At 39.5% G+C, this 22117-nt stretch carries 20 protein-coding genes; 1 reads left to right on the plus strand and 19 read right to left on the minus strand.

Annotation, left to right across the window (positions count from 1 at the left end):
* The first annotated feature begins 10 nt into the window (after nt 1-10).
* Nucleotides 11-1360, plus strand: coding sequence for a hypothetical protein (locus DN068_RS15460; RefSeq protein WP_110999842.1), 1350 nt, complete (start codon nt 11-13; stop codon nt 1358-1360).
* Between the two features lie 80 nt (nt 1361-1440).
* Here DN068_RS15460 and DN068_RS15465 read toward each other — a convergent pair whose 3' ends face one another.
* The 19 genes from DN068_RS15465 to DN068_RS15555 all read right to left on the minus strand — a co-directional run bounded on the left by DN068_RS15465 (nt 1441) and on the right by DN068_RS15555 (nt 22103).
* On the minus strand, nt 1441-2526 hold the full coding sequence (locus DN068_RS15465; RefSeq protein WP_110999843.1) for a glycosyltransferase family 4 protein: 1086 nt from the start codon (nt 2524-2526) through the stop codon (nt 1441-1443).
* Nucleotides 2504-3406, minus strand: coding sequence for a class I SAM-dependent methyltransferase (locus DN068_RS15470; protein WP_110999844.1), 903 nt, complete (start codon nt 3404-3406; stop codon nt 2504-2506). Before DN068_RS15470 ends, DN068_RS15465 begins: the two co-directional genes overlap by 23 nt.
* A 95-nt stretch (nt 3407-3501) precedes the next feature.
* Nucleotides 3502-4560 (minus strand): glycosyltransferase family 4 protein, encoded by a 1059-nt coding sequence (locus DN068_RS15475; protein WP_165836416.1) that lies wholly within the window; start codon nt 4558-4560, stop codon nt 3502-3504.
* 125 nt (nt 4561-4685) lie between these two features.
* The gene (locus DN068_RS15480; RefSeq protein ID WP_110999846.1) at nt 4686-5963 is read right to left on the minus strand and encodes a glycosyltransferase; all 1278 of its coding nucleotides are present in this window, start codon (nt 5961-5963) and stop codon (nt 4686-4688) included.
* Nucleotides 5906-7798 (minus strand): asparagine synthase (glutamine-hydrolyzing), encoded by a 1893-nt coding sequence (asnB, locus tag DN068_RS15485; protein ID WP_110999847.1) that lies wholly within the window; start codon nt 7796-7798, stop codon nt 5906-5908. Before asnB ends, DN068_RS15480 begins: the two co-directional genes overlap by 58 nt.
* Before the next feature lie 4 nt (nt 7799-7802).
* Nucleotides 7803-8942: an acyltransferase family protein gene (locus tag DN068_RS15490; protein ID WP_110999848.1), complete on the minus strand. Its 1140-nt coding sequence runs from the start codon at nt 8940-8942 to the stop codon at nt 7803-7805.
* A gap of 67 nt (nt 8943-9009) precedes the next feature.
* Entirely contained in the window at nt 9010-9903 is an 894-nt protein-coding gene (locus tag DN068_RS15495; RefSeq protein ID WP_110999849.1) for a glycosyltransferase family 2 protein, read from the minus strand.
* A gap of 14 nt (nt 9904-9917) precedes the next feature.
* Complete coding sequence (locus DN068_RS15500) at nt 9918-10742, minus strand: glycosyltransferase (protein ID WP_110999850.1); 825 nt, start codon at nt 10740-10742, stop codon at nt 9918-9920.
* Complete coding sequence (locus tag DN068_RS15505) at nt 10735-11841, minus strand: glycosyltransferase WbsX family protein (RefSeq protein ID WP_110999851.1); 1107 nt, start codon at nt 11839-11841, stop codon at nt 10735-10737. Before DN068_RS15505 ends, DN068_RS15500 begins: the two co-directional genes overlap by 8 nt.
* A 222-nt stretch (nt 11842-12063) precedes the next feature.
* A complete protein-coding gene (locus DN068_RS15510; protein WP_165836417.1) occupies nt 12064-13008 on the minus strand; it encodes a glycosyltransferase in 945 nt (314 codons plus the stop codon).
* A 12-nt stretch (nt 13009-13020) separates the two neighbouring features.
* The gene (locus DN068_RS15515; protein ID WP_110999853.1) at nt 13021-14142 is read right to left on the minus strand and encodes a DegT/DnrJ/EryC1/StrS family aminotransferase; all 1122 of its coding nucleotides are present in this window, start codon (nt 14140-14142) and stop codon (nt 13021-13023) included.
* A complete protein-coding gene (locus DN068_RS15520; protein WP_110999854.1) occupies nt 14142-15074 on the minus strand; it encodes a GNAT family N-acetyltransferase in 933 nt (310 codons plus the stop codon). The genes DN068_RS15515 and DN068_RS15520 overlap by 1 nt, the downstream gene beginning before the upstream one ends.
* A complete protein-coding gene (locus tag DN068_RS15525) occupies nt 15071-15553 on the minus strand; it encodes an acyltransferase (RefSeq protein ID WP_110999855.1) in 483 nt (160 codons plus the stop codon). The genes DN068_RS15520 and DN068_RS15525 overlap by 4 nt, the downstream gene beginning before the upstream one ends.
* On the minus strand, nt 15540-16475 hold the full coding sequence (locus DN068_RS15530) for an aspartate aminotransferase family protein (protein ID WP_110999856.1): 936 nt from the start codon (nt 16473-16475) through the stop codon (nt 15540-15542). The genes DN068_RS15525 and DN068_RS15530 overlap by 14 nt, the downstream gene beginning before the upstream one ends.
* Nucleotides 16462-16890, minus strand: a complete 429-nt coding sequence (locus DN068_RS15535) for a sugar 3,4-ketoisomerase (protein WP_110999857.1) — start codon at nt 16888-16890, stop codon at nt 16462-16464. Before DN068_RS15535 ends, DN068_RS15530 begins: the two co-directional genes overlap by 14 nt.
* A 4-nt stretch (nt 16891-16894) precedes the next feature.
* The gene (locus DN068_RS15540) at nt 16895-17299 is read right to left on the minus strand and encodes a sugar 3,4-ketoisomerase (protein ID WP_110999858.1); all 405 of its coding nucleotides are present in this window, start codon (nt 17297-17299) and stop codon (nt 16895-16897) included.
* The gene (locus DN068_RS15545) at nt 17271-18572 is read right to left on the minus strand and encodes an ABC transporter ATP-binding protein (RefSeq protein ID WP_110999859.1); all 1302 of its coding nucleotides are present in this window, start codon (nt 18570-18572) and stop codon (nt 17271-17273) included. Before DN068_RS15545 ends, DN068_RS15540 begins: the two co-directional genes overlap by 29 nt.
* A 163-nt stretch (nt 18573-18735) precedes the next feature.
* Nucleotides 18736-19611, minus strand: a complete 876-nt coding sequence (locus DN068_RS15550) for an ABC transporter permease (RefSeq protein ID WP_207798971.1) — start codon at nt 19609-19611, stop codon at nt 18736-18738.
* A gap of 104 nt (nt 19612-19715) precedes the next feature.
* Nucleotides 19716-22103 carry a GumC family protein gene (locus DN068_RS15555; RefSeq protein WP_110999860.1) on the minus strand — a complete coding sequence of 796 codons (2388 nt, stop codon included), beginning with the start codon at nt 22101-22103 and terminating at the stop codon, nt 19716-19718.
* Nucleotides 22104-22117: the final 14 nt, after the last annotated feature.

A 22117-nucleotide genomic window follows, 5' to 3' on the forward strand; every position in this document is an offset into this window, starting at 1 on the left:
ATTTCAAGCGATGCAATTTATAACATTAACTGATTATCTGCTGTTGCCTTTTTATGTGGTTATTATCTACATGATTGCGTATCGTTTCAGAAATAATAAATATCCCGAAGGGCATCCCTGGAGGCCTTATTTCATGCCTGCGCTAACGGCAAAGATTGTGGGTGCCATATTTATCGGTTTGATTTATCAGTATTATTATGGTGGTGGCGATACTGCGAATTATTATTTGCAGGGGGGCATTATCAATAGTTCAATGGCTGAAGGACCTTCAAAGTGGTTTAATCTCCTTTTCAGTATTCCCGAATGGTATGAACCGGGCTACTGGAATTATATTTCTCAGCTTTATTGGTATAATTCAGTCGCAGAATATACTGTTTGTGGGATTACTGCCGTTTGTCGACTTCTTACGTTTGGTACTTACCTTCCTATAGCACTTATTTTTGCTTCTTTAGCGTTTACAGGTTTCTGGGCATTGTTTCGCACATTCGTTTCTATTTATCCTAAATATATACGTGCAATTGCAGTTGCTGTCTTATTTATCCCAAGTTGTATTATGTGGGGCTCCGGATTGTTTAAAGATACTCTGTGTATGTTTGGCTTAGGTTGGATGACATTCGCCGCATTCCGCCTTTTAATTAACCGCGATTTCAGTTTTAAAAATATTCTGATTGCAATCGCGAGCTTTTATCTGGTTGCCCATATCAAGATATATATCCAGATTGCGTTTCTTCCGGCAGTAGTGCTATGGATCCTATTTTCTTATTCGCATAAAATCCTTAACGGATTTGTCCGTTTTTTTGTTCGTATAGCGGTAATTGGTATTTGTGCCGGCGGTTTTATGCTAATGGCCGACAAATTTTCGGAAGATCTCGGCAAGTATTCGCTCGATAAAATTGGGAAGACGGCTGAGATTACGGCAACTTACCTTCAAGGGATTTCTGTTGAATCCGGTGGCTCCGTGTACGATCTCGGTACGTTCGATCCTAGTCTGCAAGGAATGCTAACCAAATTTTTTCCAGCTGTAAATGCGACTTTTTTCCGTCCTTATGTCTGGGAGGCTGGTAAGGCACTCCAATTTTTATCAGCGATTGAGGCACTCCTGTTTTTGTTTATTACTTTGAAAGTGTTGCTTGTGGTTGGGCCACTAAGGGTCTGGCGTACTATTGTAAGTGATCCTAATATTCAATTTTGTTTGATTTTTTCTACCATTTTTGCATTTGCAGTAGGGGTTAGCTCATATAATTTTGGGACGTTATCACGTTACAAAATTCCATGTTTACCGTTTTACATACTTGCCATGGTGTTGATTTTTTACAAGAATGCAGAACCGGGAAAGCGTTTATTGGGAAGACTGATTTAGTATTAGGTTGCCCGGTGTTAATAAAAAACAGAGCATAACTGCAGATAGTTATGCTCTGTTTTTTTGTCTATAATTAATAATTAGCTAAACAAGGAGAGGAAATTCTTAGAGTTGGACTGCACACTATAGTTATCTTCTATCTTTTGGCGTCCTTCTTTACCCATCGAAGTACGAAGCATTTCGTCCTCAATTAACTTTTGAAGTGCTGCTTTCCACTCATCTTTTGAACTGCATAAGTAGCCATTCTTACCGTTGTCAATAATTTGTTTGTTTATGCCAACAGGGCTAGCGGCGGCAGGAATGCCTAAGGATAAATATTGTATTAGTTTAAATCCGCATTTACCCTCACTCCATTCATCATTTTGCAGCGGCATAATGCCGATATTGAATGTGAGTAGGTCATCAATTTCTGATTCTTCCTGCCATTTAATAAAATGCATGGATTGAAGCGGCAGGGATGCCGGTTTGTCGCAGATAACGGTAAAGACAATTGGGTATTTTTCTTCCAATTCCTTCAATATGTCTGCAACCAAATCAAGGTATTTTAGGGTAGAATGTGAGCCGGTCCAGCCTATGGTAATGGGTTTTGAATTTTGATCTTTTATTTCGTTGTACCGGCCAACAATATCCACGCAGGTTGGAGTTATTGTAACATTCCGATTATACTGTGAGGCCCAGTTAGCGAGATATTCATTTCCTGCTGATATTTTATACGACCACTTACTTATGTACCGTATTTTCCAAAAGCATTTGACATAACGGGCTAGGCGGTTTGAAGCTGATGTATTAGCTATCCAGATAGCATCATCAAAATCATACACGATTTTCTTTTTTAAAATTTTCGCCAAAAACCACTCGAATATCGGAGGTCCGATAGGAGCTACCTCCCTTTGCAAAAAAATAAAGTCATACTTGTGCGCTGTCAGCAAAAAGCCGACACGAGAAATAAAGCCCTTCACAACCCCCCAGATCTTTTTAAACAGAAAGCCGTTTTTGTACAATATGCGATAAGTCTTCTCGTCTAAAAAAGAACATGTAACAACTTCAAAATTGTTGTCACTGAGTAGCTTTTCATATTGCTCAAATCTAAATCGTTGTCCCGGCGATACATGTTTTGGAAGTTGGACAACGAAAGCTATTTTCTTAGGCTTTTTGTCCGATTGCATGCCAGTATGGTTCCGAATTTGATACTACTATATTTTTCAACCCGCTTTTTTCCATCATCTCGATAATTTGTTTCTTTGAGAACCGTTGTTCCAATGGCGTACCAAATCTGTCCAGCGCATCATTTTTCATTATCCAAAAGCTCTTATCGCCGTAATAAGAAAGCGGCATTTTTTTTGAGATTGATTTTAATCCAATTTTTTCAACTAACCGCGAGATTTTCGCTAGTGGGTAATAAACACCAAATGCAATCAGGTCGCAAATTATCCTCTTTAATCCCGAAGGCATTTTTGAAATTACCGCTCGGAACAAGTTCGAAAGTTTAAAAAGAAGTTTATATCCAACTGCACGATTATCGAGACTGTAATAGAGATAAACTAGGAAATATCCGCCTTTTTTAACTTTTTCTACACATTTTACCATCGCTGCTGAAGTGTCGGGGATATGATGTAACACTCCTAAAGAATACACGAGATCAAACGAGTCATTATTAAAAGGTATGTTGTCCACGTCCGCCCGGGATATCCTTATATTTTTATATTCATTTAAAAATCGTGATGCTGCAAACACAGCGTCACTTGGGTCAATACATTCAATAAACCCAACTTTATCTGCCATGTAAGAAGCCCATCGTCCTGTTCCACACCCTACGTCTAATACTTTCTTATGGGGAGAGAAAAAATCGGAAGGTAAAATGTCAAAGTAATCTAGACCGATTTGGTTGATGTCTGCTTTAGAAAAACTATTAAACTTTAACCATTCCTCGCCAAATGATTGTACTGTTACTTTATCAATATTTTCACTCTCCGCCATTGAAAATTCAAATATTGGATGAAATTCCGTTTGTATGCTAGTAATTGGCTGTTTAGAGTAATCGATCATTAAAGAATGTTTTGTGTTAAGGTAAATTTTTATCTAACAAAAATGTAGTGATTAGTACGCCGTCGGTACAATGCATTTGGTAATCGTTTTTAAACTTAGTCTCCTGCTTTTGAAATTATTTGTGTGTAAATATTGATCATGTGTTTGGCCGTTATATGGGGATCAAATTTTTCATGAACAAAATTCATACCATTTTTCGCTCTTTCTTTTGCTGCATCGGGATTCTTAAGAATATGCTTGACAGCCATTGCGGCAGCTTGAGCATCTCTATTAGGAACTAAATCTGCATAATGCCCCTGATCTGTAATTTCGGCTGGTCCGCCGCAATCAGAAACTACCAAAGGCACGCCGCAGGCCATTGTTTCAAGCGTTACCATAGAAAACGATTCCGATTCTGATAAATTAAGAACGATATCTGCCTGCTTGATGCGGCCCTCAATATTCGATACTTTTGGTTCGAAAATAACGCTGTTGTTTATTCCTAGATCTCTTGCAAGATTCATCAGCGATTGCCGAAATCGTTCGTCTGCATCACTGTTGGTGCCGCCCGCAAAATGTAGTTTTACTTCTGGGAATTCGTTGAGAATTTCTTTCAACGCATGGATGGCATATTGCTGCCCTTTGCCGTTTACAAAGTTTGCCAGGTATAGTATTTGCGCATATTCTGGATATTCTAGGCCTTTTTTGCGGGCTTCGCCTCCCTTTATCGAAACCGTGTCATAAATGATATCCGTTTTGGAAGAGCGGTGTATGTCTTTTTCAACTGCAGCTGATACACAAATAATTTTATCGGCGTATCGTTTAATCATAGATACAAAATAAGGGTAGAGCGTGGCAATGTAAGACGTAGAAAGTAATCTTGCGTGATATACAACCGGGAATAACGGGAGTTTTCGTTTAACGGTACATCCAAGCATATTGTAGAGGTCGTTTATGTGTAAAACGTCAATATTTTCCTCTTTAATAATTTGCAAAAGCCTTTTCGTATTCTTCCATAATCTTGGCAGATAATTAAGTGATTTTAAGCTTTTACTTATTTCCAACATTGGGATGGTATAGACCTTCAATCCTGCAGCTGTTACATATTCAATGGCATTACTGCCGGTCGGCAAGACGAGAATGAATTCCAATTGTTCGCCAATAGAAGCGGCCATATTGATAATCGAAGTTAAAGACCCGGTTATATAGCAGGCATTATCGATAACAAGTATTTTTCGGGGCCGAACAGGCATACAATTATAAATTATTAAGAGAATAAGTTGATTTTACCCAAATGAGCTTAATTACCATCGACAATTTGGTACCATTTATCGGCGATATTATTGAGGCTAAATGTGCTTATACGCTGCAATGCATTTTTTTTCATCTTTCCTCGTAAAATTTCATCGTTTAGCAACTTTGCAAGCGTTTTACTCCATGTATCAATTGCATTTTCCTGGTCAAGCATTGGCAACAATACCCCGTTTTCGGTATATTCCGCATCTTGAAATTGAAATCCTTTTAAGGGTTTTCCATTTAAAATGTCGCGCGGTCCCCACGGACAATCAGAAACTACTACCGTAACGCCGGCAATCATCGCCTCGGCAAGTGCATTAGGAAAACCTTCTGTAAAAGAAGGCAGTGCAAAGACGGTTGCTTTAGATAGCCAGGACAGCGGATTAGATTGGTACCCAGCAAAAAAAACATCTACACGGTTTGCTTCGTCCCAGACTGATGAATTGGTCAGTTGATATTCTTCGCAAAGCGCTAATAATGTTTGTTTGTAGGGCCCGTCGCCTACTAATATGAGGCGGGCATTTTTATTCTGTTTTTTTATCTGAGCAAAAGCTTGCAATAAATATTGAAATCCCTTTTCATGCGATAATCTCCCGTGAGAAATGATGGCAGGTTGCTGAAACAGGTCGTCAAAATTTTGAGGTAATGGCTGTGACGCTGTTTGCTGCATTGCCTCAACATCATAATAGTTGAAGATTTCTGTAAAATGCACGTTGTTGCTGACGCCAAAGTCATTTTTTAGTTCTTCGGAAATACCTTTGTTCACAGTAACGATCGCGTCTGCTTTGCTATATAGATAAGGAATTAGTATTCTCTTTCGGAGCCACCCGGAAATGCCAATAATATTGCGATCGTAGGTTTTTGATCCGCGAATACTCAATATTTTTTTGTCTTTTCCGCCTGCTAGAATGTTGATATAATCAGCCCCTTCCAGAAAACTTATCGTTACATCGATGCGCAACCTTTTCTTTAGGGCTTTTACTTTTTTTATCCGGTCAAAGAAAGCTTTGGCTTTTTTCAGTATGCTATTGCCTGTTGTTATTTCAAGATCTATAAAAGTCCCTCCGTGTGGATATGATTCTTTTGTGTAAGAGTCCTTGTTAAACACGGCAACATACACATTGTGTTTTGCTGCCAGCAGATGGCTCAGTTTAGCAAACGACTTCTCAGCCCCACCAAAACCGAGGTTAGGGATAAGCATAAGTATATTTTTGGATCCGGCCATTAAACAGAAGTCAGCATGTAGCGGTAATGCCATTTGATGAGGCAATACAAATGCCATATCATAAGCAGATTATCTTGCCTGCCTTGTTTTTTTAATATTAGATATAATTTATATTGTTTATGTACTTCGTCGGTTTCGATGTATGTAATCTCTTTAAGTGTTGTGTGAGAAAATGCCCAGGCAAATTCGTTTTCAAGATCATTTCCAAACCATTTGAACAGTGGAATGGAGAAACCCATTTTAGGACGTTCAAAATAAGACCGTGGAATGTATTTATCTAACAAAGCCCGCAAAATAACTTTATTGGTTCCGTTGCCTATTTTTTGATTGAGCGGAAGATTAAATGCGAACTCTATCAGGCGATGATCAAGTAATGGTTCCCGGCCTTCAATATTATTATACATCGTAGCCCGGTCCACTTTTACCAGCAAGTCATCTGGCAAATAATGTTTAAAATCCCAAAGCATCATAGATTCTGCGAATGAGATCTTACTTCCTCCTTTCCAGTCGGTGTTAAAATTTCTTCCAGTCAGTTTTTGTAGAAATGTCTGGTTGGGGACAGACAGGTACCTAGGGTAGAATTGCTCAAACCCTTCCTGTGCTGAACCCACCCAATCGCTCAGTTTGCCCAGTTTATTACCGATATTTTTCCATGATGCGTGACGAGTACCTTGAAGTACAGTATTGTAGGCCAATCGATAAATACTACTGGCCGAACGTGGAACTTTGCTGAATTTTTGAAAGGCATTGGCGGCGTCTATATAACGGCTGTATCCGCCAAATAGCTCATCACCACCATCAGCAGATAAAACGACTTTACAACCTTCCGATTTGGCAAACTTGGATACCAGGTTGGTTGGAATACCTGAAGAGTCGGCAAATGGTTCATCATACATCTCAAAATATTCGTGCAAAACCTGTTTGGCATCCTTTGCTGTTAGTATTTTACAGTGATGTTGCGTGCCAAGGTGTGCCGCCACTTTATTTGCATAACCCGATTCATTGTATACCGGATCATCAAACCCAATAGTAAAGGTTTTGATATTGCCGAAATGTTTCTGAAGTAAAGCAGTAACGAGAGAGCTGTCGACACCGCCGCTTAAAAAAACGCCAACGGGGACATCTGCAACCATACGGTATTTTACCGATGATATCATAACTTCTTCTAGCTGTTCCAGATTTTCTTCAAGACTATATTTATGCTGTCTGCCTGTTATGTTTGTGTTTAGAGACCAGTAGCATGTTTCGTCTAGTTGTTTCTTCTTTTCATCCCAGATCAGCATATGACCTGGTTTTACTTTCTTAACGCGATCAATAATGCAATGTTGTCCGGGCAAATAGCCCAAAGACAAATAGGCTGCAAGGCCTTCCATATTTATTTTTTGATCGACGACGTTCCACGAAAGCAAACTCCTTAATTCGCTGCCGAAAATGAAAACGTCGTTTTCCTGAAAAAAGTAAAGCGGTTTTACACCTACTCTGTCACGGAACACGAACAGCTTTTTCTCAAGTGTGTCAAAGATTGCAATGGCGAACATGCCAATGAATTCATCAACGCATTTTGGACCGTATCGAATGAACGCTTTTAGTACGACCTCAGTGTCTGAGTGGGTACGAAAATCAATGCCTTCACTGATAAGCTTGTTACGGATCGTTTCATAATTGTAAATCTCTCCGTTAAATACAATTACCCATCGACCGTCCGCTGAGTACATCGGTTGATTTGCCGTTTCGGAAAGGTCGATAATACTAAGTCTGCGGTGAATCAGGCATACATTTTCGTGCAGATATACACCTGTGGCATCTGGCCCCCGGTGTGCTAGTGACTGACTACACTTTTTAATCGAATCCTGAGATACCTGTTTCCCAATTATTCCCGCTATACCGCACATTTAATCAATTTTTTACAAATAAAGCAAAACGCTTCTTTAATTCTAAAGCTGGCTTCTCAAAATATTTATAGCTTAACACACTCATCATAATTGCTGCTGAAAAACACAACGCTATTTTAAATAATACTACAGCCAAGCCTTCAGTATGTATAAATTTATCAACTGCTGTATTTACGCTCCATTGGGCAATACGGTGGTACATGTAAAGTCCATATGTATACTTTCCTGCTATTACCCACCTGCTATGTTCATTACTTTTCGCATAGCTATTTGGATCAAATAAAAGCTGTAAGATAAACCACCCAATAGAAACTGCAGTAAGTATCCAATAGGATAAAAAACCTAAACGGGTAAATAGCATGTGATCCTTCGCATAAATGAGTACTAGCAATAATGCTGCCAGAATGAAATAACGAGCCTTATTACCACCGGTAATCAATTTTTGTAGCAGGGTGTTGTGATATGTATACAGCCATGCCAACACTCCCCCTGTACTCAAAAATAAAAAGTTTGAAAATGTATGATAATATACTTGTAGACCATTGAGGTTATTGAATAAAATAAAGGTTGAAGATAGCAACAAAATGATGCTCATTGCGCCAACTACTTTTTTGGAACTGAACAACATGAACAACAAAGGCCAGAATAGATAAAATTGCTCTTCAATTGCAACTGACCAAGTTATGGCTGACATAGAGTTGAGGGAAGCGTTAGGAGAACCAAGAATACGGATCACGTCAAAGTTGCCAATGAAAAATATGTAAAACAGTGGATTCTCGGCAGAAGAACCTGTTAGGTTTGCAAAATGTTTTAACGCAGGATAAACTATAAATACAAACCCAACTACTAGAAAATAGAGTGGCCAGATGCGAAGTATACGCCTTATGTAGAAATTTTTTATATTGATAAAACCCATAGACGTTTTTTCCTGCAAGAGCAGGTAGGTAATAAGAAAACCGCTGAGCATGAAAAAAATCTGGACTCCCAATCCTCCATTAACAAAGAAGAAAGCCAAGAACCTGTTTTCTGCTATTTCGGGATAAAGCTTTTCGAGACCATCCCAAGCAATATGCGCAACGAGTACGAACATACAGGCAATGGTGCGCAACAAGTCAAGGTCAGGAAAAAAAATACGTTTTTTCATGTAATAAATTAAATCGAAGTATTTCCTTCTCTGTGTAAATGTATTTTTATAGTAAATGTATTGATAGTTAAGAGCCGAACCGGGTAAGAATATTTTTTGCTGTAGCTAGAAAACGTTTGCTCAGCAAAATTATTGGTGGATATACTATGAATGCTTGTTTTAGATATTTTAATGCCTTACCCTTGGTTTTGAAATTGTTAGCATATGAGAGTGCTATGAAACTGAGTGATTGCGCTATAAAGAAGTTGACTTCCTTTTTGTAAAATGACACGAATGCTTCGTCTGCCAGTAGTGCCTCATTCATGGCCAGATTACGGGCTTCAATGCGTTCGGATGAAATAGTGTTGAGGCTTCGTCCCTCGTGCTCCTGTATAGCAAAGGTGATCGTATTGCTACCAACAATGCCGTACCTGCTTACGAGTCGTAGCCATATTTCCCAATCCTCGCCGGTAGAAAGCGCTCTGTTTTCGTTAAAGCGATGTTTCAAAAACGTTTCGCGTTTTACAAATACGGTATTGCAGGCAAGGAAATTATTTTTTATGAGATGTTTTACTGTTCCTTCTGGGGGCACAGATACCTTTTCGGTCACTTTACCTTCTGTATTTTTAAATTCGTAACAAACATGCAATAGCTCGGGACTACCGTTTTTCTGTATGACTTGCATGGCTTCCGACAGGTGATTAGGATACATCCAATCATCACAGTCAAAGAAGTTGACATAAGTACCAGAAGCATGCATCGCTCCATAGTTTCTGGCTGCCGCTCGTTCTCCATTGGTTTTATGTAATACCTTTAATCGAGGATGTGATACAGATTGTAATAAAAGCAATGAATCATCGGTACTGCCGTCATCGACAACTATCACTTCATAGTTGTCATAGTTTTGGTTTAGGATGTATGGTAACGTTTCCATTACAATACTCCCTCTGTTATATACCGGTACTATGATAGAAAAATCCATAAGTCTCAGTATGATTAAGATAAAGAATGTGCTAATTTTTCAATAGCCTTATATACCCGATAATACAATGATCCATAATAACGATTCATTAGTATCTCAAAATTCTGGCTGGCCATTTCATTTTTAAAGGTGTTTTGACCCTCAAAATGTACCACTTTGGCTTCGGCACAAAACCAGGTCTCATAGCCTGCTCTTGCTGTTTCAATTCCCCATTGTAAATCCTCGTTGTACATAAAAAAATCATCAGCCAGTTTGCCCGCGGGCAGGAATGGTAACATTGACTTTTTAAACATAAAAAATGTTCCCCACACCCATCCTGCTTTTACATCACGATTATGATCAAAAAAGGTACTTAGCAATATTTCTTCACGTCTGGCTTTGGGCATTAATTTCTGAAGACGAAATAATTGTATCAATAAGTATTTTATTTCGGGTAAAGGTTGTGCGCAATGCTGAATATTTCCATCGGGATACTGGAGTCTTGCAGACACCACACCAGCATTAGATTTGCTAGTTAAAAAACGATAGGCGAGTCCTACTGCATCGTTCAACAACAGAGTGTCGTTGTTGAGCAGAAGTACCACTTCACCAGATGTGTGCTCTATACCTAAGTTGTTGCCTTTGGCAAAACCAAGGTTTTCGGACGAACGCACAAGTTTTATTCGACTATCTATTGACTCGATATCAGAAATGTCTCCCTGAGTGGATGCATTATCAACTACGATAATTTCGTAACTTACTAAAGCTGTATGTTTTATTATAGAATGAATACAGCTTTTGGTGTATTCTGGTTTATTGTAATTTATGATAACAAGTGAAACATCTGGTTTATTATTCATCGCTACCTATTCCTTTCTTTAATGCTTCGAGGTATTGTTTGCCCCAACGTTGGCAGGGTTCTAGATGATTGCCTTCCGCCCATTCATTCCAGGCATTGATAAAAAACAAATTTTCGTCGTCTGAAAACGGTTTAAAACGTGCCACTTTTTGACGCACCCATTGTTCAAACTTTTCAGGTGTTGATTTTTTTAAAATAGTGGGCTTTTTACGTCGCGAAGTATTGTCCCACATAGGTGTTACGCAAGGAAACTGTTTATAGGCAGGTGGAAAACTAGCCAAATCTGTGGTCATCATTTCGTCATAAGAAAGAAAATTGGCCTTGTGAAACAGTTTTTTGTAACGGTTGCTTACTCGGCTCCAGATTGCATTTTTAATCCGGGATGCGGTGATGCCCTGATTGTTTTGATTATTTATGTTCAGAATTCCAAATGGGGGGAATTGTATAGTAGCATCTAATCCCAGTATTTTGGGATCCGTTTTGGGCTCACCCAGCGATTCGAAATTACAGAGGTACAATTCGACTCCTGCTTCTCTTGCCACTTCCCGCCACACCTCAACAGTTTTACGAATGTCGGGCAATAAACTCGCTTTATATACTGCAAACACAGGTTTGCTGTCTATCCTGATGTAACGCGGGTCTTTAAAATAAGCAAGCAGCGATTTTATATGGTTAGCATCGTCTTCGCTGTTATATTTCTGTTCGAGCAGTACATTTTTTTCGCCACCATCCCATACTCTGGTCCAGTTCTCATTGGCCCAGCAAAGCATAAAAGGAAAATCAGGCTTGCCACTTTCAAACACTTCCTGAAAAGGACGTTCGAGTATGCGGCGACCATTAAACCAATAATGATAATAGCAAAAGCCATAAATCCCATACTCCTGCGCAAGGCGAGCTTGTGCTTCCCGTGTCTCAGGCAAACGCAAATCATAAAAACCAAGATCAGCCGGCAGATGAGGCTGATAGTGGCCGCGATATAAAGGAGTTGCCTTAGTTACGTTCCGCCACTCGGTGAATCCCTTCCCCCACCATTCGTCGTTTTCAGCTACCGGATGAAACTGGGGCAGATATATAGCTATCGGTCTTAATTTTTTTCTCATTTAAATATTCTCTTTTGTTGGTAACAACATTTTGATCGCTCAACTTAAGATGACATCCAATGCATACGTTTATTCCGTTTCAGCTTCAATGTTTAAGTAAGCCCACTTTTATGAAAAAGTACTACAGCAAATTTACAATCGGGCTGTTCGAGCAATGGTAATATGACTTTATTTTTCATGATTGTTTCTAATCGTTGGATTGATAGCATGAAAAATTGTCAATTACGTCAAAACGTTGACCGAATTAGAAAGGTCCTTGTACTTCAATCTTGCAACTATTCTTTTCCCAATGAAGTGCGGAAATTTTACATCCCACAATTTTAGTATCGTACTTATTCCTGGAATAACTTCATTGAGCGACCGTAATTGTAGTATGCTTTCTTTATCTCGAACTATGTAAGAAGCAACCGCGATATCGAATAAAGCTCTTCTAGCCGTCGCATGATCGATGAACTTTGCAAAAATTCTAACCTGAGATGGATTAAAATTTTTGCTCGAGTGCATAAGGCTACCTTTTCTTATTCTGTATTTTACCGTTTGCTTGTTTTGAAAGATAATTTGATATTTTTCTGCTATTCGCAACCACATATCGAAATCTTCATAAGATAATGTCGGGTCAAAGGAACCAATTGCATCAATTACCGATTTTCGAATCAAAGTAGCCATTCCAGGTATGTAATTACCTTTAATAATATCGTCAAAAATCCACCCTGAAGGCGGCCATATGAAATCTTGGCGATAACGTTGGATAAAATTACCATATATAGGTCGACCGTCGTCCTGAATCAGGCGCGCGTCGCTGTATACCATGCCAACATCTTGTCCAGCTTGTTCCAGCAGTGCGGCTTGTTCCGCTGTTTTTTCCGGCAGCATTATGTCATCGGTAGCAAGGAAACAAATGTACTTTCCTGACGATGCAGCAATGCCATCGTTGGCGGTAATACAAATGCCCATATTTCTCTCGTGACGGATGAATTTAAAGGTGCCTGTGTAAGTTTTTAGCCATTCTTCTATTAAAGACGGGCTATTATCTTTTGAGCAATCGTCCAGAACGATAATTTCAATATTCTTGTAAGTCTGTGTCGCCACACTATTCAAAGCTTCGATAACCCATGGAGCATTGTTGTAGTTGCACATGATTACTGAAACCAAAGGAGTGGTATTCATTGTAGACATAAATTAATTTACCTCAACACTATTATGGTGATGCTTTTTAATAACCTGCGAAACGTATTTCACCATTTCTTCCGTCATACCCGGCCACATTGGCAAGCTCAGACATGTTTCGGCAATTTGCTCTGCAATTGGGAAATCACCTTTTTTATATCCGAGTGATTGATATGCTTCTTGCATATGTGGCGGAATAGGGTAGTGAATCAAGGTTCCAATTCCCTGTTCTGAAAGATATTGCTGCAATTCGTTTCTACGGGTTGTACGAATCATGTACAAATGGTAAACGTGCGTAGCATCTGCATGTACCGCAGGTAAAATCAGATCATCAATACCTTGTAACGCTTGGTTGTACCACTCAGCAATTTCTCGACGTTGCCGCGTCCAACTGTTGAGGTGCGGCAGTTTTACAGAAAGAAATGCTGCCTGACATTCGTCCAAACGCATATTATGACCGATCACTTCATTATAATATTTTTTTTCTGATCCATAGTTGCGGAGAATCGTTGCTTTTTTGGCTAGTTCCGAATCGTTGGTTGTTACCGCGCCAGCATCGCCCAGTGCACCGAGATTTTTGCCTGGATAGAAGCTGGTGCCGTTAATATGTCCCCAGCTGCCCGTGAGCTTTCCTTTAAAAGTAGATCCCTGTGATTGAGCGTTATCTTCTATTACATACAATCCATGTTTCTCTGCGATGGCCATGATCGCATCCATTTCACAAGTTTGCCCGTAAAGATGAACCGGCATTATTGCCTTTGTACGTGGACTTATGGCAGCTTCGATATTTGCAGGATTAATGTTGTACGTGTTGATGTCTGGTTCTACAAATATTGGCGTGGCACCGACGTATGAAACCGCTAGCACTGTGGCAATGTAGGTGTTGGATGGCACAATGACTTCATCGCCGGGACCTAAACCTAAAGTTTTTAAAGCGATATGCAAAGCATCAAGCCCATTGCTTACACCTACACAGTTTGTAACCTGATTGAATGCTGCATATTCTCTTTCAAATGTCTTTACCCGTTCGCCCAAAATATACCAGTTGCTGTCAAAAAAAGATTCAAAAGCCGCCAGCATTTCTGTTTTTATCAGGTCATTAGCAGGTGAGAAGGACAAAAAAGGTATCTTCATTAGAATGTTATTTTATAGAAATCGTAAACAATACCACGACCACCCATCATTTCTTTCTGCTGAATGAGGCCTTCATTTAGAAACTGCCCCATGCTTTCCGTGGATATACCAAAATTATAATATTCTCTGTCACGGTAAACTTCTGTTATCAGTATGTAGTTGATATAATCCAGTGCACCCGCATTTCTGCCAGCGTTTGAATTTGCCATATACTGTGTATGAATGGACCTACCATAATCATAGATAATAATACCTGCCATTAATGTCCCCTGATCCCGGCATTCATATAGTTTTATTTTTTCAGGAAACTGGCTTTTAAGGTGTTTAATTTCCTCAAGTGAGTGAACTGGTGGTGTTCCGAATTTTGACAACACTTCGGTAAGCAATTGCCAGTACTCGCTGAAATCGTCATTAGGAGCAACAATAAACCCCTTATTCCGACATTTAGTTACAGATTGTCTTTTTGTTTCTGAAAATCGTATCGGACTTTTTAAATCTACGGCTGAAGAAATATCTCTACGAAATAACACAGCGTTATGTCTGAAAAGTGCATAGAGATCTTCCTGAGCAGGGTATTTATGAAAAATAGCAGGAATTACTTTGTATATAAGAGCAGATGCTCCTTCATTTTTCAGGTAATCAATGGTTTGTGAAAAAATATTTAGAACTTCTGTTGCTTTGATGTCGTAGTGCATGATCAGGCCGCCAAAAGTCAGGCCACCATGAGTATGTACTTCATCGCCTTTGCGATTGCAGGGAAGTACCGCGATAATTTTGTTTTTTTTATAGAAAATCAGAGAATTGTCATTAAACCTATCACTGTGATAGTTCATGTAATCCCGATCAAAAAGAAACGTACCATTTTTCGCCGTTCTAATAAATTCGTTCCAATCTTGTTTATCAGCAGAGTCATATTTCTTAATCTCGATCATATTTCCTTTTTGAGTGTGCGGATCAATTTCGCGGGGTTGCCACCAATTACGGAATAGGGGGGGAAACTGGTATTTACAAAAGAATTTGCTGCCACAACAGTAAATTCGCCCAATTGCACACCTGGCATGATGATGCAGTTCGCTCCAAGCCAACAATGATCGCCAATCGTTATTGCTCCCTGAATAAGCGGAAAATATTTTTGCATTTCCACGCTGGCGTTCGGTCCCGAATCTGCCATGATGTTTACATGCTGAGCTATAGATACATTATTCCCGATTTTTATTTTTGCTGCATATCCATTGATGATTGAAAACATACCCACATAGACTTCCTTGCCGATTTCAAGCGGATGATCGGCAGCACCATACAAACTGCAATATTTAGCAACTTTGGTAGCGTTACCTATAGTAATATTGTTAATAGAACTGGTCGGGTCTACAACCACGTCAGCTCCTATTGTCAGGTTACTTATTTTCATTGAAGTAGTATTGGATTAATGAAGCAATAAATGTTACATCTGTTGGCGTCAGATATTGGTGTACCGGAATAAAAAACGCATCCCGTCCATAAAAGACGCTGGCTTCAACCCCGTTTTTTTGCATGAATGCTTTTAATCCGTTCAGATCCATATTTTCTGCGTGAAACATGTAAACAGATGGCACATCTCGTTCTTGTTCCAGATCAAGTTCCGGATAAAATCCTAATGGTTCTAATAACTTAGAAAATAATAAATAGTTCTCCCAGCGACGCTTTTTGATAGTATCGATTTCGGAAAGAAAATGTGGTACGAGTTTGCCAAGGTACTCTTCGACAATCGGATCCTTTTCTAAGAGTACCTGTATTGCAGCTTGGTTATTTATTTGAATAATTCCGCCTGCTTGTATTGGAAAGAACTTCGGCAAACTATAGACTGTGAAATCGCCGAAGTTTCCCGTTTGCAAATTTTTATCTATGGATAACATACTCATGGCTCTGTCCTCAATAATAGGAAGTCCTAAGTCGAGAAGACCCCGGACATTTTTATGCGTTGTACCGAATTCATGATTTACAAAAATGAGTTTGGTATGGTTCGTTAGCGTTCGACTCCACTTGCAAAACTTTTCTATTTCGCGTGTTACACAACTGCTGATATAAGTATTTTCCGTTGTGGTTGTTATATAAACTTCATCATTAGGAGAGAGGTTATATTGTTTTAACACCGCTGCAATGGCGGTTTTCCCACTAGAAGTATATAGATGCTCGCCCCAGAGTTGCAGGGACAGGTCTTTTATTTCTTGTGGTGCGAATTGTTGTTGTAACGTGGCATTTCTATGAACCCATTCTGTTGAGAATGGGCTGATGTTATACTGTGGTATACGAAATGCATCCGGATTAATCAGGAAATTATTATAAACTTTCATGCTCAGGAAGTGAACGATACATTAAAAAGTCTTCATATTTTCTTAGATAATCTGCCTCGTCATATAAATGGGAGGCAAGTACGAGGCAAATAGCACCGGATGAAAAATTTATTTCGGATGCCCAGATACCCGGAGGTATGTGCAATCCGATATCTGGTCTGTTGAGCATTACCTGTCTTTTTGTTCTGCCATCGTCAAGTAATACTTCAAATGCGCCGCTTGCCGCCACCAGAAACTGATGACAATTTTTATGTGCGTGAGCCCCTCGTGATTCCCCACCAGGTATATCGTAGAGATAAAAAACCCTTTTTATTTCAAACGGCAGTTCCGCATTATTATGAATTGGCGTAATGTTCCCAGCCCTGTTTTTTATCTTAGGGAGATATATCAATGCACAATCAAAAACAGTAACCATTCTTTTATTGAGTCTTTTTTTGAAATTCTTGAAAATCGCGAATGTACTCAGAAGCATTGTAAGGCTGGTCCGCCGCTATGAATGCAACTGAATTGGTTGAAAAATTTTCCATATGACGCCAGACTCTATTTGGGACATAAAGGCCGTAATTAGATCTGTTTAAAGTATATGTTTTCTTGTTTTTTCCATCGTTCAGTACGACATCAAAACTGCCGGACAACGCAACGATGAATTCCTGCAATGTGTTATATGCATGGCCACCGCGTGTTTCCCCTCCTGGCACATCATAAATCCAGTACACTCGTTTTATTTCAAATGGAATATGTCCATTATTCTGGAAAAATGAAAGATTGCCTCTGTCGTCCAGAATCTTTGGTAGATTAATAATTTTCGCCAATTCTAAGCTCATTGCCGTAATGTTGAAAAACTGTTTCAAATTCGATATTGGGCTTCAGCACCCCTGGAAGTACGCTGCTATTATTGTCAACCGCTTCATTTAAAATTTCGAATTGGATAAATGAATCTACTTGAAATAGAGCATATCGCTGATCCTGACCAAAGATTATTTTGAAATAATAGGTGCCAGCGTTGAGCAGGTTCGGTGGTAGTTTGCCTTTAACAGTATAAATACCACGACGGGAATCATGATTTACGCTCAATAGCGTTCCTCTATGGAAAATAACGACCTCATCAGCATTTTTTAACTCGAAAGTGGTGTCTAGGTTGATTCCTGGTGTTTCGTTATAAAATTTAAGTTCAAAGATAACACCTGAAGAAACGGATATGATATCCTCGTGCTCAGGCGTTATATCGAATTTCAGAATGCGAATATTTGTGTTGCCGGGCGCTTGATCAAGCGGGCCATTATGCAAAAAACTGGAATTGGTATCATGTGAAGATTGGTAGTAGTTGACTGCTTCTAGTGCCGAACCTTCAAATGCAAACCCTCCGTACTTTAAGACAAGCCCCTGCGTACATAATTGTTTTACTGCCGCCATATTATGGCTTACAAATAAAACTGTTCGCCCATCATTTACACTCACATCTTTCATTCGTCCCAAACATTTTTTCTGAAATTCAGCGTCACCAACAGCGAGCACTTCATCTACAATCAGAATTTCTGGTTCCAGAAATGCAGCTACTGCAAACGCCAGACGCACATACATGCCTGAACTATATCGTTTTACGGGTGTGTCCACGTATCGTTCTACGCCTGCAAAATCAACTATTTCGTCAAATTTTGAGCGTATTTCATTTTTGGTCATGCCCAGGATGGCGCCATTGAGAAAAATATTTTCTCGGCCGGTTAACTCAGGATGAAAGCCTGTACCAACCTCAAGTAATGACGCAATACGCCCTTTCACTTTGATCCGTCCTGTAGTGGGTTGGGTTACTTTACTGAGCAATTTTAGCAAAGTGCTTTTGCCAGCACCATTTCGACCGATTATACCTAGCACTTCGCCTTGCTTTACATTAAAACTGACATCTTTCAGTGCCCATACATAGTCGCTATCGCCTTTTTTTGTACGGTCGTTACTTTCTCCAATCCGGGCAAACGGATCTTCCTTACCTCTAATACGGGCCATCCATCGGTTTAGATCATGGCTGATAGTGCCCGTTCCTACTTCTCCTAAACGGTATAATTTTCCTAAATCCTCAACTTGTATTGCAATATCGCTCATTACTTATGGCAATCGTATTTATAAATGTAGTAGCTGTTTAAATGTGCATGATGCGCATAGTCGACGGCAGCTCATTTTCAGTGGTCAAATAAAAGTAAACATAAATGTTTTCCAGCAATATTGATTATGGTTTTATAGCTGATACATCAAATTTTAAGCCAGACTAAACGGTGTCCATAAAGCTTTTTTCTACTTTATTGAAAATGACAGTTCCAAAGGCGAGTACCACTAAAGTAAAGGCTGCGCTGTAGCCTAAATAAGCCCAACTAAAAGTACCGCTACCCAAAAAACTATATCGGAATGTTTCAATAATTGATGTCATTGGATTGCTCAAAATCAACCATTTATATTTTGGGCCAATTTTGCTAAGCGGGTAAATAACAGGTGTAGCATACATCAGTAATTGAATACCAAAAGTCAACAGAAATACGAGATCACGGTATTTGGTAGTCAATGCACTGATGATCATACCAAATCCAAGCCCTAAGCCGCCCATCAGCAGAATCAGAGCCGGTAGCAATGCAATAGTGCTGTTTGGGTGGATATTAGAGCCACTTTTAGTCAAATAGAAAATCCAGAAGGCGATAAACAGTATCATCTGAATGCCAAGCTTTACAAGGTTGCTTAGTACTATAGATAATGGCATTACCAGACGAGGGAAATAAACTTTGCCAAATACAGCGGCATTATCTTTAAAAACTGTGGCCGTGCGATTTAGACATTCGGAAAAATAGTTCCACATGGTGGTGCCAGCGAGGTAAAAAAGGACCGGAGGCAGGCCGTCTGTGGAAATCTGAGCAATGTTTGCGAAGATTATCACATAAGTGATCGTGGTTAGAATTGGTTGAAGGAAAAACCAGATCGGACCAAGAATCGTCTGTTTATATGTAGCCACGAAATCCCGGCGTACCAAGAGCATCAAAAGATCCCGATAACGCCAAACATCTTTTAATTTTAAATCAAAGACGCTCGTTTTAGGTTCAATTATCTCAGTCCAATGCTCATTCTGAATACCTTTCGTGGGGCTGGTCATTTCCATAGAACGCAAATATAAATAGGTTTTGTAATCGTCATTTATAAATAGCTAAATCTTTATAGCATCTTAATAAGAAATCCTCCCAATTAGGAGGATTTCGGTTAAATCTATTTTTTGAAGAGCTTTTGAAGTCCTTTTTTCTTTGGTTTTTCGTCCTCCTCATAATAACCGTCACCATAGCCATAGCCGTAACCGTAGCCATAACCATAACCATAACCATAACCATATCCATATTTTTTGTGGTGATCTACTCCATTAAAAATAATTGCTGCATTGCGGATTTTACCATTATGGTAAATTGAGTCCAGCATGCGGATTTGCTCTTTAACGGTGTGTGCCTGGCGAGTTACGAATAAGTTCACTCCAGCAAACTGCGACAGGATCAATGCATCGGAAACCATGCCCACCGGAGCTGTATCGATGATGACTACGTCAAACATTTCCTGCAAATCTTCAATCATCTGTTTATTTCTTGGCAGCAGCAGCAGCTCACCAGGATTTGGCGGAATCGGGCCACAGTTGGCAATGTATAAATTGTCGTGAAGTCCCGACGGTTTGATCACTTTATCCAAGCCTACCAGTCCGGCAAGGTAACCGCTGATACCGCCTTCGCGGCTAAGGTTGAGACGTTCGGAAATTTTTGGTTTCCTAAGGTCAAATTCCATTACCACTACACGTTTGTTCGCGAGTGCCAATGTTAGGCCAAGGTTCATAGAAACAAATGTTTTACCTTCTCCACTGATACTGGAAGTGAGCAGAACTACTTTTTTATTTTCCGCAACGGACATGAATTCGAGGTTGGCACGAACTAGACGGAATTGCTCTGCTATTCCAGTACGAACGTGTTCTCCAACGACGATATCGGCGTTGTTTTTGGACTTGCTAATAGAACCAACTAATGGAATATCCGTCAATGACTCGATATCTTTTTCGTTGGTTACTTTATTATTAAAGAACTCCTGACCGGCAAATACAGATACTGGAATAGCTAAACCAATTACAGCAGCAAGTAGGTAAATCATTTTTTTTACTGGCTTAATTGGCGCGTCTGAACTGTAAGGTGCGACTACAATCTTTGATTTATTTGAAGTGGCATTAAGTGCAATCTCGTTTTCCAATTGCTTTTGAAAAAGCAACAGATACATGCTTTGAGTAATATCGTATTCGCGTTTCACATCATTGATGGATCGGCCAACAGCAGGCACTGTTCGCATCAGACTGGAATATTCAGCTGCGTCTCTTGCCGCATTTTTTAAAGAGATATCAAGGGTATTGTCCACCCTGTCAATGGCATCTGACATTCTTTTACGTAGTATAGCAACGTCAGTTTCCTGCTGAATGCGTAAAGGATTTGATTCTGGCAGGTTTTGACTTTCCATTTTTGTAATGGCAGTATTATACTGTGTTACCATATTGTTGAGTACCGGATCTTCCACTGTAATACCTGCAACTACCGGATATTTATTGTCTTTGTTATTGATAATGGAATTTCGCAGGTAATTGAGCGCCTGTTTGGTGCCACTCATCTCAGCAATTTTCTTGTCAGTTTCAGCTTTATTAGCCACGTAAGCCTGTCCTTGCGCATCGATGTTTACCAAACCACTACTGGTCATAATGTTTTCTACTTTCGAATCAGTAGACTTAAGACTTTGTATCAATTGCGCCTGACGTTCCTGAATAAAGTCACGCGTTTTTTGCGCATTCTTGTAAGTATTTTCTACTTCATAACGTTGGTAAACCTTGATCAGAGTGTTAACGAAGTTGACGCCGCGCAGTGGAAGATCGTCCACATAGCTTATTTCGATGGTACTGGTTCTACCATCTCCCGAAGACACGAGGAGATTAGGCATGAATTGTCTCACCGCTGCCGCCTGACTGGTAATTTCTACACGGATATCAGTACCGAGGTATCCATAGTTTACTTCGTAGCCCTTAACGTATTGTATTTTGTATTGTCCGAATTTCGATGATTGCCAGCTGTCAAAAGGTACGCGTCGTTTAACCTTATTTTCTGTAACTTCAAACTGACCTTCTGCAATTTGTTTTACCGAAAGTTCAACTTCATTTCCCATAAAGCCATTGCTGTCGAAAATAACCCTGATTGGACATTCCTGGTAAATTTCATTTTGCTTCACTCTGCCTTTTACCCAATAGTGAACGTTTAGATTCAATGAATCAACTACGTCTCTGGTGAGATCTTGCGATTTTAATATGGAGATTTCATTGAATATGTTTACGTCCGCATGCTTCATTCCAATCTTGTTCAGAAGATCGCCATCATCACTTGCCCCGCCATTTATGATTAATGTGCTTTTTACCGCATATACGGGAGTGGCATACCGCATATATAATACACCAAGGCCAATAAAAATACCTATTGAAAGTACAAACCAATACCAGTTGGATAAAATATTGGCCCAGAGTCGTTTAATGTCAAAATTATAGTTGATTTGCTTGGATATCCTGCTTCCTAGTTGATTGTTGTTGTTTTCCATCTCTCAGTTTTATG

This window comes from Taibaiella soli, from assembly GCF_003236175.1.
Classification (GTDB): Bacteria; Bacteroidota; Bacteroidia; order Chitinophagales; family Chitinophagaceae; genus QKTW01.

What these genes read in the sequence shown, in the direction of transcription:
- DN068_RS15530 (WP_110999856.1), bottom strand. Translation starts at nt 16,475, where the DNA reads ATGAAAGTTTATAATAATTTCCTGATTAATCCGGATGCATTTCGTATA.
- DN068_RS15475 (WP_165836416.1), bottom strand. Translation starts at nt 4,560, where the DNA reads ATGGCCGCTTCTATTGGCGAACAATTGGAATTCATTCTCGTCTTGCCG.
- DN068_RS15555 (WP_110999860.1), bottom strand. Translation starts at nt 22,103, where the DNA reads ATGGAAAACAACAACAATCAACTAGGAAGCAGGATATCCAAGCAAATC.
- DN068_RS15465 (WP_110999843.1), bottom strand. Translation starts at nt 2,526, where the DNA reads ATGCAATCGGACAAAAAGCCTAAGAAAATAGCTTTCGTTGTCCAACTT.
- DN068_RS15525 (WP_110999855.1), bottom strand. Translation starts at nt 15,553, where the DNA reads ATGAAAATAAGTAACCTGACAATAGGAGCTGACGTGGTTGTAGACCCG.
- asnB (WP_110999847.1), bottom strand. Translation starts at nt 7,798, where the DNA reads ATGTGCGGTATAGCGGGAATAATTGGGAAACAGGTATCTCAGGATTCG.
- DN068_RS15540 (WP_110999858.1), bottom strand. Translation starts at nt 17,299, where the DNA reads ATGAGCTTAGAATTGGCGAAAATTATTAATCTACCAAAGATTCTGGAC.
- DN068_RS15515 (WP_110999853.1), bottom strand. Translation starts at nt 14,142, where the DNA reads ATGAAGATACCTTTTTTGTCCTTCTCACCTGCTAATGACCTGATAAAA.
- DN068_RS15500 (WP_110999850.1), bottom strand. Translation starts at nt 10,742, where the DNA reads ATGAATAATAAACCAGATGTTTCACTTGTTATCATAAATTACAATAAA.
- DN068_RS15550 (WP_207798971.1), bottom strand. Translation starts at nt 19,611, where the DNA reads ATGGAAATGACCAGCCCCACGAAAGGTATTCAGAATGAGCATTGGACT.
- DN068_RS15520 (WP_110999854.1), bottom strand. Translation starts at nt 15,074, where the DNA reads ATGATCGAGATTAAGAAATATGACTCTGCTGATAAACAAGATTGGAAC.
- DN068_RS15495 (WP_110999849.1), bottom strand. Translation starts at nt 9,903, where the DNA reads ATGGATTTTTCTATCATAGTACCGGTATATAACAGAGGGAGTATTGTA.
- DN068_RS15545 (WP_110999859.1), bottom strand. Translation starts at nt 18,572, where the DNA reads ATGAGCGATATTGCAATACAAGTTGAGGATTTAGGAAAATTATACCGT.
- DN068_RS15505 (WP_110999851.1), bottom strand. Translation starts at nt 11,841, where the DNA reads ATGAGAAAAAAATTAAGACCGATAGCTATATATCTGCCCCAGTTTCAT.
- DN068_RS15510 (WP_165836417.1), bottom strand. Translation starts at nt 13,008, where the DNA reads ATGAATACCACTCCTTTGGTTTCAGTAATCATGTGCAACTACAACAAT.
- DN068_RS15470 (WP_110999844.1), bottom strand. Translation starts at nt 3,406, where the DNA reads ATGATCGATTACTCTAAACAGCCAATTACTAGCATACAAACGGAATTT.
- DN068_RS15480 (WP_110999846.1), bottom strand. Translation starts at nt 5,963, where the DNA reads ATGGCATTTGTATTGCCTCATCAAATGGCATTACCGCTACATGCTGAC.
- DN068_RS15460 (WP_110999842.1), top strand. Translation starts at nt 11, where the DNA reads ATGCAATTTATAACATTAACTGATTATCTGCTGTTGCCTTTTTATGTG.
- DN068_RS15535 (WP_110999857.1), bottom strand. Translation starts at nt 16,890, where the DNA reads ATGGTTACTGTTTTTGATTGTGCATTGATATATCTCCCTAAGATAAAA.
- DN068_RS15490 (WP_110999848.1), bottom strand. Translation starts at nt 8,942, where the DNA reads ATGAAAAAACGTATTTTTTTTCCTGACCTTGACTTGTTGCGCACCATT.